At 42.3% G+C, this 19,506-nt stretch carries 17 protein-coding genes; 10 read left to right on the top strand and 7 right to left on the bottom strand.

Annotated features, from left to right (window positions below):
• On the top strand, positions 1–574 hold a 574-nt coding region (locus tag F986_RS11805; protein ID WP_004695358.1), incomplete at its 5' end, for an IS3 family transposase.
• A gap of 1 nt (position 575) precedes the next feature.
• On the opposite strand, the gene F986_RS11800 is transcribed toward F986_RS11805, so the two are convergent.
• The gene (locus F986_RS11800; RefSeq protein ID WP_004695356.1) at positions 576–3,578 is read right to left on the bottom strand and encodes a type VI secretion system Vgr family protein; all 3,003 of its coding nucleotides are present in this window, start codon (positions 3,576–3,578) and stop codon (positions 576–578) included.
• 1,119 nt (positions 3,579–4,697) lie between these two features.
• On the opposite strand from F986_RS11800, the gene atzF reads away from it, so the two are divergent.
• Genes atzF through F986_RS11785 form a run of 3 tightly spaced genes read left to right on the top strand, consistent with a single transcriptional unit; the run spans position 4,698 to position 10,858 of the window.
• A complete protein-coding gene (atzF, locus tag F986_RS11795; protein ID WP_004695355.1) occupies positions 4,698–6,527 on the top strand; it encodes an allophanate hydrolase in 1,830 nt (609 codons plus the stop codon).
• 20 nt (positions 6,528–6,547) lie between these two features.
• The gene (gene uca, locus F986_RS11790) at positions 6,548–10,150 is read left to right on the top strand and encodes an urea carboxylase (RefSeq protein WP_004695354.1); all 3,603 of its coding nucleotides are present in this window, start codon (positions 6,548–6,550) and stop codon (positions 10,148–10,150) included.
• Positions 10,151–10,153: 3 nt separating this feature from the next.
• Complete coding sequence (locus F986_RS11785; RefSeq protein WP_004695353.1) at positions 10,154–10,858, top strand: GntR family transcriptional regulator; 705 nt, start codon at positions 10,154–10,156, stop codon at positions 10,856–10,858.
• Between the two features lie 68 nt (positions 10,859–10,926).
• Here F986_RS11785 and lysM read toward each other — a convergent pair whose 3' ends face one another.
• From lysM to F986_RS11755, 6 genes are all read right to left on the bottom strand, one after another.
• On the bottom strand, positions 10,927–11,400 hold the full coding sequence (lysM, locus tag F986_RS11780; protein WP_004695352.1) for a peptidoglycan-binding protein LysM: 474 nt from the start codon (positions 11,398–11,400) through the stop codon (positions 10,927–10,929).
• A gap of 246 nt (positions 11,401–11,646) precedes the next feature.
• The gene (gene acpP, locus F986_RS11775) at positions 11,647–11,883 is read right to left on the bottom strand and encodes an acyl carrier protein (RefSeq protein WP_004695351.1); all 237 of its coding nucleotides are present in this window, start codon (positions 11,881–11,883) and stop codon (positions 11,647–11,649) included.
• Positions 11,884–11,969: 86 nt separating this feature from the next.
• Positions 11,970–12,704, bottom strand: a complete 735-nt coding sequence (fabG, locus tag F986_RS11770) for a 3-oxoacyl-ACP reductase FabG (RefSeq protein WP_004695350.1) — start codon at positions 12,702–12,704, stop codon at positions 11,970–11,972.
• Positions 12,701–13,687, bottom strand: coding sequence for an ACP S-malonyltransferase (gene fabD, locus F986_RS11765; RefSeq protein WP_004695349.1), 987 nt, complete (start codon positions 13,685–13,687; stop codon positions 12,701–12,703). Before fabD ends, fabG begins: the two co-directional genes overlap by 4 nt.
• Before the next feature lie 176 nt (positions 13,688–13,863).
• Positions 13,864–14,046, bottom strand: a complete 183-nt coding sequence (gene rpmF / locus F986_RS11760) for a 50S ribosomal protein L32 (protein ID WP_004695348.1) — start codon at positions 14,044–14,046, stop codon at positions 13,864–13,866.
• A 76-nt stretch (positions 14,047–14,122) separates the two neighbouring features.
• Positions 14,123–14,680, bottom strand: coding sequence for a YceD family protein (locus F986_RS11755; RefSeq protein ID WP_004695347.1), 558 nt, complete (start codon positions 14,678–14,680; stop codon positions 14,123–14,125).
• A gap of 97 nt (positions 14,681–14,777) precedes the next feature.
• Here F986_RS11755 and F986_RS11750 point away from each other — a divergent pair, with 97 nt between their 5' ends.
• The 6 genes from F986_RS11750 to rluB all read left to right on the top strand — a co-directional run bounded on the left by F986_RS11750 (position 14,778) and on the right by rluB (position 19,444).
• A complete protein-coding gene (locus tag F986_RS11750; RefSeq protein ID WP_004695346.1) occupies positions 14,778–15,440 on the top strand; it encodes an elongation factor P hydroxylase in 663 nt (220 codons plus the stop codon).
• Between the two features lie 85 nt (positions 15,441–15,525).
• Complete coding sequence (locus tag F986_RS11745) at positions 15,526–16,143, top strand: L-threonylcarbamoyladenylate synthase (protein WP_004695345.1); 618 nt, start codon at positions 15,526–15,528, stop codon at positions 16,141–16,143.
• A gap of 54 nt (positions 16,144–16,197) precedes the next feature.
• Entirely contained in the window at positions 16,198–16,464 is a 267-nt protein-coding gene (locus F986_RS11740) for a hypothetical protein (RefSeq protein ID WP_004695344.1), read from the top strand.
• Between the two features lie 450 nt (positions 16,465–16,914).
• Positions 16,915–17,709 (top strand): segregation and condensation protein A, encoded by a 795-nt coding sequence (locus tag F986_RS11735; RefSeq protein WP_004695343.1) that lies wholly within the window; start codon positions 16,915–16,917, stop codon positions 17,707–17,709.
• A complete protein-coding gene (scpB, locus tag F986_RS11730; RefSeq protein WP_004695342.1) occupies positions 17,709–18,296 on the top strand; it encodes an SMC-Scp complex subunit ScpB in 588 nt (195 codons plus the stop codon). The genes F986_RS11735 and scpB overlap by 1 nt, the downstream gene beginning before the upstream one ends.
• A 41-nt stretch (positions 18,297–18,337) precedes the next feature.
• Complete coding sequence (gene rluB / locus F986_RS11725) at positions 18,338–19,444, top strand: 23S rRNA pseudouridine(2605) synthase RluB (protein WP_004695341.1); 1,107 nt, start codon at positions 18,338–18,340, stop codon at positions 19,442–19,444.
• Positions 19,445–19,506 lie beyond the last annotated feature (62 nt).

Genomic DNA, 19,506 nt, shown 5'->3' with positions numbered 1-19,506 from the left:
CCGAGATGACCAAAAACGGGCAGATGATTTAGTGAAACGTAATTTTAATGCTGATCATCCAAACCAACTATGGGTGGGTGACTTTACGTATATTCAAACTCATTCAGGCTGGGTATATACCGCATTTGTTATTGATGTGTTCTCACGAGCAATTGTTGGATGGAAAGTATCTACACGGATGAATACAGATATGGTGCTCGATGCATTGGAGCAAGCATTGCACGATCGAGGTATGCCTAAGAATGTGATTCATCATTCAGATAGAGGTGTTCAATATCTTTCTATTCGCTATACCAATCGTTTAGAAGCTGCAAATTTACGAGCATCAGTCGGTACAACTGGTGATTCATACGATAATGCTCTGGCTGAAACGGTGAATGGCTTATACAAAACAGAGGTGATTGAATATTTAAAAGCAGATTGGCAAGGTTTAGCAGATGTACAACTTGCGACACTAAACTGGGTGGATTGGTTCAATAAAGAACGTGTACATAGTGCGCTAGATTATGTATCACCTTTTGATTTTGAAGCAATGTACTATGATAAAATTAACCAGTTAGGTCAGGTGGCCTAACTTAAATAAAAAGTCTCCGACAAACCCGGTACGGTTCAAACATATAGTCATCATAATAATCATGAACAATATCTCCACCATTTTGTATTTCTTCAATTTCATCATCAAAGAAGTTATCGGTTAGATATGATTGATAGACTGATTTAAACGAATCTCTGGCAGAATTAGCATCTTCATCTGTTCTTATTTTCTGATTAATAATAGGATTTTCTAAAAGTTTTATGAAATGATCAGGCTCAACTCTTATATCTTCCCCATATAAAACTTTTGCTTTTTTCCCAAGTTCAATATTTTCTATTTTCGCATAACCGTTTGCATCTAATTGTCCTTTCTGACTTGTTCCATCATCAAATAACAACTCATACGTGGCTTGTTTAACAGGTGATAAGTCTTCATAAACATAATTAAGTTCAATGGAACCCGTATTTTTCCCAATAACAGGTAAATAAGGTAATTGAGCTGAAACCTCTCCCCCACCCATAAACAAATGCTGCCCCGCCTTAACCTCAAACTTTCCACTAGTTGTTGCAAAGACTCCGGAACTATTAATCTTAAGTTCAGAACCATCAGCGATTAATTTAATTTCTTTAGGGCTGGTAATGTAAATGGCATCTTCAGTTGAAATGATCTGTACACCTTTACGTGCTATCAAATCAGCCCCATCTGCTTGAGCCTGTATTTCAACTTTGCCTTTACCTGCATAGAATTTCGCACCGTCCTGTGCGGCAAACAAACTGATTTTACTTTGTGCATGTGCAAGTAAATTCTTTTGGGTACTAAAATTAATACTGTCCCCTGCACTGTGACCAATTTGACCATCTGCTGAAAGGTGAACATCTTCATTTGTAGTCAGAGCAATCGAATGGGGGGAGGTCAATATCATTAAAGCTTGTTTAAATGCTTTTGCCTTCGCCTCACTTTCTTGTTCGATTTGTTCAATAAACTCTTTTAGATTATCCAGTATTTCTAATGGATCGGTTTGTTGATTTTTAGCAACTTCACTTAAAGCTTTTGAATTACTTAGACTAGATTCAAATTGTGATTTCGTTTCAGAAGCATCAAGATGATGACCATTTGCTGAATCTTGTCGATAGGTAGAAAGTAATAAACCCTGTTTAGCTCTGAGTGCTCCCCACTGGTCAGTACGCAGTTCAAAACCTTCACCTCGCCCTTCACTCGTGTCCGTTTCTTTAGGATGACTCAAATTCCCTAAGTTCAGTTGTGTCGCACCATGACTACTTTGTAGCTGGGTACTGATCTGATCAGTCGTGTCATCAAAACGTAGTTGCCCGAAGCCATCCCCTTGGTACTCTTTTGATCGGATCCCTGCCAGTTTTTTGGTATCAGGCAGTTTGCCTGTATTGTCAAATTTGCTTGGATGACGTTGTGCTTCATGGATGCGCCCCACGACAAAGGGTCTGTCAATATTGCCATCAAAGAAGTCGATAACCACGATTTCACCAATACGCAGTAAGAAGCGTGCACCATAACCTTCACCTGCCCAAGGTGTGAGCACATCAACCCAAGCAGAATCTGTGTCATTGTCATTTGAACCTGCACCGCCATCGTGAGTATTGTCTTCACTACGCGTGAACAGGAAACGGACTTTAATACGCCCCCATTCATCCACGTGAATTTCTTCACCACTTGGTCCAACCACTTTCGCGCGTTGTGGTGATGCAATAGGGCGTTGTCGCAGCGGATTGTACTCTGGAACAATGCAGATATTACGTCGTTGTAAAACAAGGTGATTGGCTTGGCGTTCGTCTTTATTATTTGTTGTAATTTCAGCCTGTTGCCAATTGGTTTGTTTCAGCAAAGCTGTGATTTGATCGGTCAAATCTTTAGGTAAATTATTCTGATTATAGAATTTTTTAGATGTGATTAAGAATTCTTTGTCTGAACCACTATGCTGATCAATTTCAGGGTGTTCGTTTAGTTCAAACCAGTAACCCACTTGTGCATCTCGTACGGTCGAGGTAGCCATAAATTGCTTGGCTTGTAAGTCGTAATAGTGACCAAGATGTTGATTAAACTTTTCAATCTGACTATTGCCTGATTTGGTCGTTCCATCTTCACCTTTAAGGTCTTGTATCCATGCAGGTGAAAAATGCCACGCCTGCTCTAAACCTAGACTGGCGTTGTCTTGATTATCACTATGACTATGTTTGCTTTGAACTGAACCCGCACCTTCTTCTACTTCTAAAGTGTTTGCTTGCCAATGCTGAATATGCACAGATGTTGGTTGTATAGAACGCTGCCCGACCAAATTTGTAATCGAATCACTGCTTTCTACAGCACTGCTACGATGGAAGCGAATATTCTGGCGCTCTAAACTTTGATATTGGGCGTTGTCATCAATCAGTCTAAGTTTTTGCGGCTGAATGGGTTCACTTGAACTGGACACTTTGAGCTGAGACTCATCAATAAGCCAGTTAATCCCCTCTGAAGAGAGCAGCCTTTGAATAAATTCACTATCCAATTCATTCGCTTGCATAATGAATGGGCGCACATCATATTCTTTACTTAAACCACTTTTATCCAAAATCAAACTTGAAGCAAATAAGGGACTACGTTGCTGCCACTCGGCAAAAATGGTTTGAACTACATCAACAACAGACTTCGCCATGAAAACTCTAGAATTACGTCGATGCTTCCATAAGGCTGTCGGGTCTTCCACGGTTAAACGGTATATGGTTAAAGCGCCATCGCTTGCCCCTACATCAGCCTTGGTGATGATGCCTGAAATACGATTGAGTTCTGATTTATCAGTGACAATATCGACAGCCACCTGACTACCAATAAATTGCTTTAACGGAATATGAGCGGAGGTAGATAAGCAAAGGAGCTGTAACTCTATACCTGCATTCAGTTCATGCATTCCATCTATGCGCTGAAGGAATACTTGTTCGTTAAGCGAGGTATTGCTGAACTGAATATGAATGGCACGTTTTTGTGCACTAAGTCCAAGTTGCTCTATTGCAGCGTAAATATTATTGGGCATCGTTATTATTAAATTTTAAGTTGTGGCTGATTGTACAAAAGTCTCAAAAAATTTCTTTAATTTTTTGTAACTTTAATAAAATTTTTAAATTTCAGAACCTTTTTTCAATAAATGACCGATCCATCTGTAAGTTTCTATTTTTATAGCTTTGATATTATCCCAGTCATATTCAGCTTAATCCAATTCATTTCTCTGCCCGCTATAGAAATATTAAAATTTTTCAGTTGATACCAGACCACTAAAATTTTACTTTCTTCAAACTGGTTCGCAATTTACTCAAACTTCGTTTAACCCGTTAACAATTACAGCCTTCTACATAACCCGCAATTCTTGAAGCTGTTGCTTATCAGGCAATATAGGCACTCCCCCATAGATACATAGCCTACTGGCAATAGCTTATACATAGAAGCAATTGAGCTGCTACTGACAGAGAGTTTAGATCATCACCTTACGCAGGATAAATAAAGATTAAGCACATCAATTATTATTCGAAAAAAAGACCTAGATATTCACATCTTAGTATTTGAATTAAGATCCAGCCAGCTTATGTATATCAATATATGGCATAGAATTAACTACACAGGAAGGATTAGAAAAGCTGAATGCAAAATTATAAAAATAATAGTTTATATTATAAGTTATACGTGTGATTTATTGATTATCTCTCCACATTTCAACGGTTGTATTGGTCACGAATTAAATGAAGCTTGCAACTTTCTAGATTTGGTATAGCTCAAATACATTAAGTTATACATAAAAATTAAAAACTGCGTCTATATAGTTTCTTTGAATCTTCCTATTTTATAATATGTTTTATCCTCAATTCTTTTGGCTTTAATTCCCTCAATCCACATAAACAACGAATATGATTTAAACCCTATTTTTAAATAGTTTAACTTCAAACCACCCAAGACTTGATCATAAAAAGCACCATTAGCTCCCCTATGCACTTATTTTGGTGCAACTCTAAAAACACTTAGAATCACTCAATTAAACTAAAGGTTCAATATTAACAAATTGATTTATAACAATTATAATCAAAGATAAATCAAATTGATTAGATTGGCATAGATTCTGCATTTTTGTATTCCATCATGTATACAAGTTGGAATGCAAAAAATGAGTCAGAACAAATGCATTGGCTGGACACTTCAAGAATGGCAAACCGCTTATCTCAACCAAGATGTTCATCTTGAAGATTTAATCGACTATGTAGCGCAATTACCACAACCTGATCATGCATGGATTTCAATTGCTACGACAGAAATACTTTCCCAACAAATTGAAGCCTTAAAGCAAAAAGCAGATCAAGCCACAGACCTCAGCAAAGAATTGCCTTTATACGGTATTCCATTTGCAGTGAAAGATAACATCGACGTTGCTGGTTTTGTCACCACGGCCGCATGCAAGGCCCTGACAACTGTTGCTACGCAAGATGCTGAAACCATTCGACTGCTTAAAAATGCAGGGGCCATTGTTGTAGGAAAAACCAATTTAGACCAATTCGCAACGGGTCTCGTGGGTACGCGCTCTCCCTTTGGCGCGGTCAGCAATACCTTTAATACTGGCTATGTCAGTGGTGGCTCTAGCTCTGGTTCAGCCAGTGTTGTTGCTCGTGGCTTGGTGCCCTTTGCACTCGGAACAGATACTGCAGGCTCTGGCCGTGTTCCTGCTGCATTTAACAATATTATTGGACTAAAACCCACCAAAGGTCGTTTTTCAAATCGTGGGCTACTCCCCGCCTGTAAAAGCTTGGACTGTATTTCGATTTTTGCATTAACGGTAACAGACGCCGACACCATTGCCCAAACGGTAGAACACTACGATGCGTTAGATAGCTATTCACGCCAGCACCCCAAAACTACACCTGCGAAACTTTCGGCTAAACCACATTTTGCTATTCCCCAAAAACTGGAATTCTTTGGAGATGACCAAGCTAAATATGCCTTCCAACTGGCTGTAGAACAGTTAAAAGTTCTCGGTGCTGAAATTACTGCAATTGATTTTTCGGCTTTTGAACAATTAGCAGCCCAACTCTATCAAGGCTCATGGGTGGCAGAACGTACAGCCGCGGTTGCTGAGTTGTTGGCGCAGCAGCCTGAGGTTTTCGATCCGACAGTACGTGCAATCATTCAAAAAGGTCATGATTTTAGTGCAGTTGATGCCTATAACGCGGAGTACTTAAAGCAAGACTTAAGCCGAAAAATTCAAGACACTTGGGCCCAATTTGATGCATTGATTGTTCCCACCTCCCCAACCATTCATACCATTGCGGAAATGGAACAGTCACCGATTAGTCTGAACTCTGAGTTTGGGACTTATACCAATTTTACCAACCTCGCCGATTTAAGTGCCCTCGCCCTGCCCGCGGGTTTCCGCACCGACGGTTTACCTTTCGGCATCAGCCTAATTGCACCTGCATGGTATGACCAAGCTCTGATTGAATTCGGAAAAATTTGGCAGACGCATTTGAACTTAAAGCTGGGGGCTTTAGACCGCTATGCACCCATTCCAAGGCTACAGAACTCAATCTCTCCACATCATATCCGTGTTGCGGTGGTTGGAGCACACTTGACTGGAATGCCGTTGAACTTCCAATTGCTCACACGTGATGCTGTGCTTGTGGAAACCACACATACCGCTGAGCACTATGCCCTCTTTGCACTAAATGGCACTGTCCCACCTAAGCCCGGTCTAGCCCGAGTCGATGAACACGGTCAGCAGATCATTGTTGAACTGTGGGATGTACCCACTGCTCGCTTTGGAGAATTTGTCGCAGAGATTCCGACACCACTGGGCATGGGTAATGTCGAACTAGCAGACGGTCGATGGGTGAAAGGTTTCATTTGTGAACCTTATGGCTTAAACGATGCCGAAAACATCAGTCACTTTGGTGGTTGGCGCGCCTATATCCAGCACCGTAACAATTCAAAAGTAGAACAAGCTTAGTCAAATTTAGGAATTTTAAAATGTTTAAAACTGTATTGATTGCAAATCGTGGCGAAATTGCCGTACGTGCAATTCGCACTTTAAAAAAACTGGGGGTGACTAGTGTAGCGGTATATTCAGACAGTGACCGTTACGCACAACATGTCAAAGACGCGGACATTGCCATTGCTTTAGACGGCTTAAAACCATCTGACACTTATTTAAGCATTGAAAAACTGATTCAAGCCGCACAAAAAACAGGGGCTGAAGCTATTTTCCCCGGCTATGGCTTTTTATCAGAAAGCGCTGAATTTGCAGAGGCTTGTGAGAAAAATAATATTGCCTTTATGGGACCAACCGCGACACAAATTTTAGAGTTTGGTTTAAAACACCGTGCACGTGAACTGGCTGCTGCTGCACAAGTGCCTATGACACCAGGGACAGGGTTACTTGAAAGCTTAGATGAGGCAATTTCTGCGGCTACAGAGATTGGTTACCCTATCATGCTGAAAAGTACCGCAGGCGGTGGTGGTATTGGTCTTACCCGCTGTGATAATGAACAAGCCTTAGTTGAAGCTTATGAAAGCGTCAAACGTTTAGGCGCACAATTTTTTAAAGATTCGGGCGTATTTTTAGAACGATTTATTGACCGTGCACGCCATGTCGAAGTTCAGATTTTTGGTGATGGTCAAGGTCAAGTGGTTGCATTGGGCGAACGCGACTGTTCATTGCAACGTCGCAACCAAAAGGTAGTGGAGGAAACCCCTGCGGCTCATCTACCCGAAACTACACGTCAAAAACTACACCAAGCAGCAGTTAAACTCGGCAAATCGGTCAATTACCGCAGCGCAGGTACGGTCGAATTTATTTATGATGCTGCACGTGATGAATTTTACTTCCTTGAGGTCAATACCCGACTACAAGTAGAACATCCTGTCACTGAGATGGTGACGGGTTTAGACCTGATTGAATGCATGCTTAAAGTCGCAGCGGGCGATGCACTGGATTGGACGGCACTGAGCAACATCCAACCACAAGGTTCGGCAATTGAAGTGCGTATTTATGCAGAAGATCCAGTTAAGAACTTCCAGCCTAGCCCGGGTGTACTGACAGAAGTTGCATTTCCAGAAGACTGCCGCGTCGATACTTGGGTCTCAACAGGAACAGAAATTTCACAATATTTCGACCCGATGATTGCCAAAATCATCGTACATGCGGACACCCGTGCACAAGCCATTGAGCAACTAAAAAATGTACTCTCTCAAACTCGTTTAAATGGCATCAGCACCAATTTAGACTATGCACATAGCGTGATCTCTGATGAACGCTTTGAACAAATGCAAATCTGGACACGCTTGCTAGACGACTTTGACTACGTACCGAATGTGATTGAAGTACTCCAAGCTGGCACGCAAAGCTCAATTCAGGACTTTCCGGGACGTGTTGGCTATTGGGATATCGGTGTACCACCCTCGGGTCCTATGGATGACTATGCTTTTCAATTGGCCAATCAAATTGTAGGGAATGATGCTAGCGCAGCAGGTTTCGAGTTCACCCTGCAAGGCCCAAGCCTCAAGTTCCACCAAGACACTGTGATTGCACTCACAGGTGCACCATGCCCTGCGCAACTCGACGATAAGCCCGTGGACTTTTGGCAACCGATTCACATTTGCGCAGATCAAGTACTCAGCTTAGGACAGGTCGAGTCTGGTTGTCGTAGCTATTTAGCAGTGCGTCATGGGCTCGATGTCCCCCTATATTTGGGCAGTCGTTCGACTTTTGCTTTAGGTAACTTTGGCGGGCATGCAGGACGTGTGCTTCGTGCAGGTGACATGATCAAACTCGTCAATACAGCCCATCCAAATAGCGACACCCCTTTAGCCCCGCAAGAACCACAGGCTCTATCTTCAGCACTGATTCCAAGCTATGGCAAAGAGTGGAAAATTGGGGTGCTGTATGGACCACATGGTGCACCTGACTTCTTTAAACCCGAATATATTGAAGAGTTTTTTGCCTCCGAATGGACCGTACACTTTAACTCCAACCGTCTAGGCATCCGACTATCAGGGCTAACACCAAGCTGGGCACGTGAAAATGGCGGTGAAGCAGGGCTCCACCCATCGAATGTCCATGACTGTGAATATGCCATTGGTGCGATTAACTTCACAGGTGACTTCCCTGTCATTCTCGCCAAAGATGGGCCAAGTCTAGGTGGCTTCGTTTGCCCTGTAACTATTGCCAAAGCTGAACTTTGGAAAGTGGGTCAACTTAAAGCCGATGATAAAATCAGCTTTTATCCTTTAACCGTTGAACAAGCCAATACCTTAGAACAACAACAAATTGAACGGATCGAAAATTTTGCTCATGCAGCCCTTAATTCTGAGCCACCAAGCAGTGACATTCCACCATTCGCAATTCTTGCCAGCTTAGAGGCAACTGATGTGTCCCCACGCACGGTATACCGCCAAGCGGGTGACAGCTATATTCTACTGGAGTACGGTGACAACGTTTTAGACTTGGCGCTACGCTTACGCGTTCATCAGCTCATGCAACTCATTCGCGCAGCCAATATTAAAGGCATATTGGAACTGTCGCCTGGTGTACGTTCGCTGCAAATCAAATACGATGGACTCACGCTTCCACAGCATCAATTGATCGAATTTCTACTCAAGCTTGAACAGCAAATGGGAGATTTAAGCCAAATTAAGATCCCTTCACGGATCATTCATCTCCCAATGGCATTTGAAGACAGTGCAACTTTAGGTGCTGTTGAACGCTATCAAGAAAGTGTCTGTGCCAAAGCACCTTGGCTACCAAACAATGTCGATTTTATTCAACGCATAAATGGTTTAGACAGCCGAGAGCAAGTCAAAGAAATTATTTTCAATGCCAATTACCTCATTTTAGGCCTTGGTGATGTTTATCTCACCGCCCCATGTGCAGTGCCGATTGACCCACGCCATCGTCTCTTAAGCTCAAAATACAACCCTGCACGTACTTTTACCGCTGAAGGTACCGTAGGCATTGGCGGCATGTATATGTGTATCTACGGCATGGACTCTCCGGGAGGCTACCAACTAGTCGGGCGCACCCTCCCCATTTGGAATAAATTTAAAAAGAACAAACAGTTTGGCAACAAAGAATGGTTCTTAAACTTCTTTGATCAAATCAAATACTTCCCCGTATCAGAGTCAGAGTTAGAGCAATGGCGTGCCGACTTTGAAAATGGTCAAGCGCAAATTCAAATTGAAGACACTGAATTTGACTATGCAGCGTATTTACAACTGCTTGAAGATGAAAAAGACAGCATTGCCGAGTTTAGAGCACAGCAACAACACGCTTTTAGCGCTGAAGTCGGCTTATGGAAAGAAAGTATTGATCATCAAGAACATCTGATTGCAGAAATACCTGATGAGACTGACTACAGCGCCTATGCAGCACTACATGCTTCGATGACCGGTAATATTTGGAAAATATTAGTGGAACAAGGTCAGATTGTGAAAAAAGGTGAAACCATTGCTATTATTGAAGCCATGAAAATGGAATTACCGGTGTACGCTGCGGATGATGGTACTGTCAAAGCCATTATTTGTCGGGCTGGACAAACCGTTCATAGCGGTGAGCCTTTGGTTTATATGGAATAGTACATGCCGAATATGACACGTGCAGGTTCAAGTTCAGACAATTTGTCTGAACTTGTTTACCAAAAAATTAAAAACGATATTTTTGATTTCAAATTGATGCCGGGTGAACGTTTTACCGAATCCGAAATCGCCTTGAACTATCAGGTCAGTCGTACGCCTGCGCGGCAGGCACTATATCGGTTGCAACAAGAAGGCTACGTAGAGGTAGCATTTCGTAGTGGCTGGACTGTCCGTCCGTTGAACTTACAATACTATGACGAGCTGTATGAGCTACGCATCATGATTGAGCAGTACGCAATTCGAAAGTTATGCAGCAGTGCATCTCAGCCATCGAAGGAAATAAAACACCTACACAAAATTTGGATGGTTGCACCTGAGCAGTATCTGTCAAGTTTAAAAGCCATGGCGAAAATTGATGAAGATTTTCACTGTGCATTGGTTCGTGCCATTGGCAATCAAGAAATGATCAAAATTCACCAAGAGGTCAGTGAAAAAATTCGCATTATTCGTCGCCTCGATTTTTCTAAAATGGATCGGATTGAAGCCACCTATACGGAGCATCAAGCCATTTTGAATTATATAGCACAGCAACAGACGGAGCTTGCCGTTGAAAAGATCAGCGCTCACATTCAACAAAGTCGGGATGAAGTAAAAAAAATTACCTTAGGTATGCTCAGTCAGCATGCTGTTGTGAAAGCAAGTCGCTAAGCACTCGATCAATATTCCACTCTCAAATAAAAAAGGCGCTTCATGCGCCTTTTCTTCAACCTTTGGACTTAAGCAGGAATACGCAGGACTTGGCCTGGGAAAATATCATCTGCATCTTTCAATAGCGGACGGTTGGCCTCAAAAATTTTATTGTACTGGTTAGCATCACCATAAAATGTTTTGGAAATTTTCGATAAGTTATCCCCCGATTTAACCGTGTAGAACTTACTTTCAGGTTCAGGGCTAGCCACAGTGAGTTGATCATCGACTTGTGCCACATGGTCAATATTACCGACGGCTAAAACAATCTTTTCTTTATCGGCTTGAGTCTGAACTTGCCCTTTCACGGTCGCCAAATCCGTGGTGGAGTTATAGCTGACTGAAAGTCCCGTCACAGGTAAGCCCAATGCTTTGATATGACCCAATAACTTGTTGGCAATTTCTTGAGCAGATGGCTCTGCTGGTGTGCTTGGTGCAGCTTGAGGCTCGGCTGCTGCTGTATTTTTCTTACCAATGCCTTTAACAAAATCAAAAAGACCCATGTGTATGCTCCATCTTGTTATATCAGTGTTGTTATAGTGAATGCTCAAAAATGAGACACCCTTTTTTATACCCAAAAAAGACAACAGATTTGGTAGCGAATAGTCCTCTTAAAGTAAAACTTTGTAAGTTACCCGTGTAAATAGCAGATTTTAAAGGTGAGTTAGGCGCTTTGCGTTTTTTGAAAGGCATAAAAAAGCCACCCAAGTGGGTGGCTTTTCCATTCAGCAAAGCTGAAACAATATGTATTAACCTAGTTTCTTAGAAACGTAGTCAATCGCAGATTGTACAGTTGTGATTTCGTTAGAATCTTCATCTGGGATTGTGATGTCAAAGTCGTTTTCGAAAGACATAACAAGCTCAACAAGGTCTAAAGAGTCAGCACCTAAGTCATCCATGAAAGATGCTTCGTTTTTGATTTCTTCAGCCTTAAGACCAAGTTGTTCTGCAACTGCTTGCTTGATGCGTTGTTCGATATCGCTCACAGGAATTCTCCTCATTGCTTGTGGCGTTTTTAATGCCGTTAGTTTAATTGAATCTTTAAAATTTTGAAAGTTTATCCATCAGCCAATTAGCTCATGTATAGACCACCATTTACATGCATTACCGTACCAGTAATGTAATTTGCTTTGTCTGATGCCAAGAAGCTCACCGCATTTGCAATATCTTGTGGATCACCTAAACGGTTCAAGGCCACTTGATCGCTCATTTTTTTACGGATGTCTTCGCTTAATTGCTCAGTCATTTCTGTTGCAATAAAACCAGGCGCCACTGAGTTTACAGTGATTTGACGGCTGCCCATTTCTTTTGCAAGGCTACGGCTAAATGCTTCAATACCAGCTTTCGCTGCTGAATAGTTGGCCTGACCTGGGTTGGCAAAATGCGCAACCACAGAACTAATATTAATAATTCGTCCAAAACGCGCTTTGGTCATACCTTTTAAAACACGTTTCGACAAACGGTAAACTGCTTTTAAATGGATATTTAAAATGTCATCCCAGTCATCTTCTGACATACGAAGTAACAAATTATCTTTGGTAATCCCAGCATTGTTCACCAAAACCAACACAGGGCCATAGTTTTGTTCAATGTCAGTTACAAGCGCATCAATGGCAGCACCATCACGAACATCGAGCACTTTACCTGCACCGTGTTCACCGAAGCTTGCAGCAAGTTTTTCTGCACCTGACTCAGATGTCGCAGTACCCACAACAAAATAACCGTCTTGAATAAGTTGCTGAGCGATGGCAGCACCAATCCCTCGACTTGCACCTGTCACGAGTGCAATTTTGCGTTCCTGTGTCATGCAATTTTTCCTTCAGCCACTAAAATGGCATTTAGTGCATCTTCCAAGCGCGATTTACTATCGAGTGGAAATGCTTTTTCAATATTAGGTAGACGTTTTGCCAAGTTTGCCAAAACATTGCCTGGACCACACTCTGCAACATATTGGATCCCTTGATCCTGAATAAACTGCATTGTTTTGGTCCACTGTACAGACTCATATAACTGAGCGGTAAGTGCTTGGCGGACTTGTGCTACATCTGTAGCAATTTCCGCGCCCACATTTTGTATTACAGGTATGCTAGGCAGCTCAATGGCAGTTTGTTCCAAAGCTTCTGCGAACTGTTCTGCAGCAGGCTTCATCAATGAACAATGCGATGGAACAGAAACTGGGAGTGCAATCGCTTTGCCGCTGTTTTCTTTGGCTAAAGCCATGACTGCTTCAACTGCTGCTTTTTCACCAGCAATCACCACTTGACCTTGAGCATTGTAGTTAGCTGCTTCAACTGAACCTTCAGCTTGACTCGAAACTTGTTGGCATAAAGCAACAACTTGCGCATCATCTAAACCTAAGATGGCTGCCATTGCACCCTTACCTTGAGGTACAGCACTTTGCATTAATTTGCCACGCAAGTTTACCAGCTTGACTGCATCGCCTAAGCTTAGGCTTCCTGCTGCAACCAACGCACTGTATTCACCAAGTGAGTGTCCCGCCAAATACTTTGGTGCAACACCACCAAGTTCTAACCATACACGCCACAAGGCAATGCTGGCAGTCAACAACACAGGTTGGGTAAATTCAGTTTGGTCTAAACCTTCACCAGATTGTGCAATGTGCCACAAATCGAATCCAACCGCTTTAGAGGCTTCTGCAAATGTTGCTTCAACACTGGCAAATTGTTCTGCCAATTCAGCCAACATGCCAACCTTTTGTGAACCCTGACCGGGAAATAAAAAAGCTGTTTTTGTTGCCTGAGCGACTTGATCAAGTTGTTTCGCAGACATAAAAAAGTCCTTTCTTGTCTTTGCTCTCGTTTATGGAGCGAAAATTTAACACTTAATTTAGGTCGATGTAATTGCCAAATACAACAAAAACAGCAGCGATAAAAATTCGACAACAAAAAAAGGGAGCTTTACGCTCCCCTTTTTTCGACTAAGCTTTAAGCTTAATGCTTCGACAATTATTCAGCAGATGCTTTAGCGAATAATTGACGACCACGGTAGATACCATCTTTAGATACATGGTGACGACGGTGAATCTCGCCAGTAGCTTGGTCTACAGTTAATGCATTCTCGGTTAAAGCGTCATGTGAACGGCGCATGTCACGGCGAGAGCGACTTTTACGGTTTTGCTGAACGGCCATGATGGCTCCTTACAAAGATCGAAAAATGGATCAGAACAAATTCAGTTGTCTTATACTTTACAGTATAACACAAAAATTAGTTAAGTTTACCCTTCAAACCTGCCAAAACATCAAACGGATTATCCCGTTTTTCTTCGGCAATGTCTTCATCGGCGGGTTGATGCTTATGCACACAAACGTCATGCTTGGGAGACAAGGGCATCAACAATAACAATTCATCTTCTATCAGTGCGAGTAAATCAGCCGACGCAGGCGCATCAATGCTGCCTTTAGTCGTTGCTTCACTTTCACCAAAGACGATGAAATCAGCATCCTCATCCAAGCGCTCTATCAGTGATTCATCATCTATAAGCGCTAAATGGAAATCTGAAACAAGATCAATTTCAACGGTCTGCAGACAACGCTGACATTCCATTGGGACTTTTGTTTCAACATGACCATCTAACCATACGATACGATGATACGCATCCATTGATAGCTTACAGTCTATGTTAATCAATTGATCATCAATTGATCCAACAGCTTCACGGGAAATGCGAACAAAGCGAGACAATGGCAGGGTACCTGACCATGTAAAGCCTTGTTCAGCCCATTTAAACGGCTCAATCTGTGCCGGAAAGGTATTTGCTGACATAATTAAGGCGGCAATTCTACAAATTCATCGGTACTCTGTCAAAGATTAAGATACAATTTTGTACTTATTTAGACAGATCATTTGGGTAATACAAGTTATGCATCAGTTGCAGCCGCAACCTGAAGTCACCACTTCATTACGGTTAACCACTCATTCAACCTCAAATTCTGCTGTTTATCTAGACCATGTGCAACTCTCACCTTGGGCTAATTTGCAAACAGAAGTTCAACAAGTAGATTGGCTTATACTACACTTTAATCACTGGTTTTCCCACCTAAATGTGACGCTTGTTCGTGGTGATTTTGAACCTGAATATTTTCCAGCGACTAAAGATACCCCTGCCCGCATTCAGTTTGCGCATGGTTTCTTTAATAGCGCGTTGCATGAAATCAGTCACTGGAGCATTGCTGGCGAGAAAAGACGCTTATTGGCAGATTTAGGTTACTGGTATGCACCGGATGGTAGAACTGCTGAACAACAAGCCTTATTTGAACAGGTGGAAATTAAACCGCAAGCCATTGAATGGTTGTTTTCTAAAGCATTTGCTCGAAAATTCCGCGTATCTTTGGATAATTTAACTGGCGATGGCGGTGATGGGGCAACTTTCAAAGACAATGTTTATGCTCAAGTTCAGCAATATTTTAAGGGTGAAGCCAAACTTCCTCGCGATGCTGCACACTTTATTCAATGTATCTGTGCCTGCACGCGAAGTGGCAAAACATTACAAAGTGATGAGTTTCAACGTGAAATGCTCGACTAAATTTCACACGATTCACATTTTGGTCATTGAACATCACCGAGATAAAGCGCGATAATGTTGAAAAAACCATCAGGAGATAAAAACGATGCTTCATTTAAGAGTCCATCCTGATAACCCTCAAGCACGCTCCATCAGCCAAGCAGTAGAACGGATTCGCGCAGGCGATGTGGTGGTGTACCCGACCGATGCCGCTTATGCCATTGGCTGCCAGATTGGGAATAAAAATGCCATGGAGCGGATTGCTCAAATTCGCGGCCTTGGGGCCAAACATCAATATGCCATCATTTGTGCAGATCTGTCCGATATTGCCACTTATGCCAAAGTGGACAATGCCATGTATCGTTTACTGAAAAACAATACGCCAGCCGTGACCACGTTCATTTTGCCTGCAACCAGTGAAGTTCCAAAACGTTTGATGCATCCAAAGAAAAAAACCATTGGTTTACGTATTCCAAGTAACCCAGTGTGCCAAATGTTACTCAAAGAGTTAGGCGAGCCGCTACTAACCAGTACCTTAATCCTGCCGAATCAGGAAGAACCGCTGGATGATCCCTATGACATTGAAATGCAACTATCAAAACGAATTGATGTGTTTATCGACAGCGGGCTGGGCACATTAAGCACCACCAGTATTGTCGACTTATCAGGTGATCACCCTGAAGTGATTCGCCGTGGGCTTGGCGATGTCAGCGCATTTGAGTGATGCGCTGCATTTATTCGCTAGGGAAACTGAATCTCACATTCTCAAGAGATCAACATGACCCTGTTTACAGTTTTGCTCAATCTGAATCAATTTCCCGAGCAAGATAGTTTATATGTGCAGCGTCCTTGGACGCTTGAGTCCGAGACCTTGGTGCAAAACCAGACTTCAATGAACTGTATTATCCAGGGAGAGGATCGGTACAGTTATTTCCTCCCGATCGCGACCATCCAGCAATACTTCAAATATCTTGAAGCCAAAAATCTCTGCCTACAATACAGCTGTCAGCGCATCATTGAATTTGCTCTACAAGCACCTGAGTAAATCTTTTCTTTGGCGTCAACTGACATTAACTTGAGCTTCATCTACTCTCTTCACTCTTTCAAACCATTTATAAAATTAAAGCGTTGTCCATCACTACTCTAATCTCAATAAATCTGTATCACCCATCTACCTATCTGCAGCAAATCGATTATTTTTCAAACCACAGGACTAGGTCCTAAGTACATCATGTTCTCTTAAACCCAACCCATTTCTGCAAATTTAGCCACGACATCAGCAGATAAAAAGCATCACACAAATAAATACTCTCTATTTATTTACAGCTTTTTTTGTTATTTGGTCGGTGAAATCATGTATTCATGCTGCAATTTGTTTTACACTAAGGCCTATTAAAATTATGTATTTTTTAAATCGCCTCTACTTTTTCTCCTTAAGTACTGATTCGAAAAAACATAATCATGCCTTTGAAAATTCGCGTGGCCAATAACTGTAATGAATCAATCCGTCCATAATGCCATGGAAGATCTTCCACAAATCCGTGTTATGGATGAGTGGCATGACTCCATCCCTGAGGATTTATATATTCCTCCCGCTGCATTTGAAATTCTTTTAGAGCATTTTGAAGGACCACTCGACTTTCTGATTTACCTGATTCAAAAAAATGGCTTTGACTTATTACAGTTAGATATTGCCCCGATTGCAGCGCAATACCTGTCTTATATGGATGCCATGAAGTCGCTTAACATTGAGCTGACAGCAGACTATATGGTGATGGCCGCGCTCTTGGCTGATTTAAAATCACGTTTGCTGTTGCCAAAAGCACCCAATACAATCCAAATTGAAAAAGATCCAAAACAAGAGCTGATTGACCGTTTAGAAACTTATCTCCGTATTAAACAAGCGGCTGAACGCTTGGGGCAAATGCCTATATTAGAACGAGACACCTTCTCAACCAATGTCAGCTTAGGCCAAACTCTAGACAATAATGACGGTCATGATGTGCAACAGCTGCGTGATGCACTGTTCTGCGTGTTTAACCGACCTGAGCCGATTACCCACCAAATTGCACAAGAACCAGTTTTACTTGAAGAGCGCATGGCTTTTATTGAAAGAAAAGTCGCTTCAGGTGAAGTTTTAGTTTTTGAATCTTTGCTGCGTCCTATCCAAGGTCGTATAGGCATGGTCGTGACGTTTATGGCCATTTTAGAGTTAACCCGTCAGCAACGTATTCAAATTGTGAGTTCAGGTGTTGAAGCACCGCTTTCGATACAAGGAGTCAAAAAATAATGTTAGAACAAACCGCTCCTGTAACGAATGAAGATAACTTGCATGAAGTGTTGATGCAATTAGAAGCGATTATTTTTGCCAGTGATGCGCCTGTTTCACTTGCGCGATTGAAAGAATCGTTCCAAAATCAATATAGCAAACAAGATTTACGCCAGTTTTTACAACAACTTGCCATGCTACAACATGGTCGTTCGATTGAACTGATTGAAACTGCTCAAGGTTTTCGTTTTCAGGTTCGAGCAAAATACCGTCAAATCGTTGCACAAACGTGGCCAGAGCGACCAACTCGTCTCTCGCCATCGCTACTCGAAATGTTGGCCGTGGTTGCTTATCATCAACCCGTCACTCGAGCAGATATAGAACAAATTCGAGGAGTCTCAAATAACAGTCAACTGTTACGAACGTTATTTGATTGGAACTGGATTAAAGAATCTGGTTTTCGTGAACTCCCAGGAAGACCTGCGTTGTTAGTTACGACGTCCCAATTTTTAAATGCATTTGGCCTAAATTCTTTAGGTCAGTTGCCTCCCCTGCAGGATGCCAAGGAAGCTTTTATGGCGCTCGATGCGAATGCACCGAAGTCGTAAATAGGTGAACTGTTGATGATAATTTCTAAGGTTATGCTGTCATGAGTGAAAAGTTGCAAAAGGTACTCGCACGAGTTGGTTTGGGTTCTCGCCGTTATATGGAAGAAGTCATTGCCGCTGGTCGTGTGAGTGTCAACGGCCAAGTTGCCCAAGTAGGCGAACGTATTGAACCAGGTGATGAGCTTCGCATCGATGGTCGTAAAGTATCGTTCCAAATTGAAGATGAAATTCGTCGTCGTGTTCTGATTTACTATAAACCAGAAGGCGAAATTTGTTCACGTAACGACCCTGAGTCACGTCCAACCGTATTTGATCAATTACCTGCAATCGCGAATGATCGCTGGGTGATGGTAGGACGTTTGGATATTAACTCAACAGGTCTACTGTTGTTCACAAATGATGGCGAACTCGCGAATCGCTTGATGCACCCATCAAATGAAGTTGAACGTGAGTATGCTGTACGTGTTATGGGTGAAGTGACGCCTCAAATTAAGAACAACATGCTCAAAGGTGTGGTGTTAGATGATGGCCCAGCGAAGTTTGAGTCATTCTCTGAAATTGGCGGTGAAGGGATTAACCGCTGGTATCAAGTGGTGGTAAAAGAAGGTCGTAACCGCGAAGTACGTCGTATTTTTGAATCGCAAGGTTTAAAAGTCAGCCGTCTACTCCGTACACGTTATGGCACGGTTATTTTACCACGCGAACTACGTACGGGTCGTTGGATGGAATTGGACAAAAACGACATCGATAACTTAACCAAAGCCGTTGAGCTAAAACCACGTCAAGGCACAGGTTTGTACGGCATGGCAAAACGTCGTACTGAACGTATGCAAGAAAAACCAATGGCTGCACGTCGTGGTGGTTTCTTACGTCAACAGCGCCGTGACAATGAAGATGAAGGCCAACAACAAGCGAAGCCAGCTTTCAACCGTGAACGTCGTGAAAATCCAAATGGTCATAGCCAACGTCGTCAGGACAATGCACAAACAGGTTATGGTCAACGTGAACCACGCCAAAACTCAGGCTATGCACAACGTGACAGCCGTCCAGAGAACTTTGGCAACAAAGGCACCTATGGTCAACGCGACGCGCGTGATGAAAATGCGCCACGTAAACCTTTTGGAAATAAAAGCTTTAAGAAATTTTAATTTCTAAAGTCAAAATTTGAGCCACTTTCGAGTGGCTCTTTTTATATGTGTTTACGGTGCAA

It is taken from the genome of Acinetobacter johnsonii CIP 64.6 (assembly GCF_000368045.1).
GTDB classification, from domain to species: domain Bacteria; phylum Pseudomonadota; class Gammaproteobacteria; order Pseudomonadales; family Moraxellaceae; genus Acinetobacter; species Acinetobacter johnsonii.
This window is presented reverse-complemented; position numbering and strand designations above follow the sequence as displayed.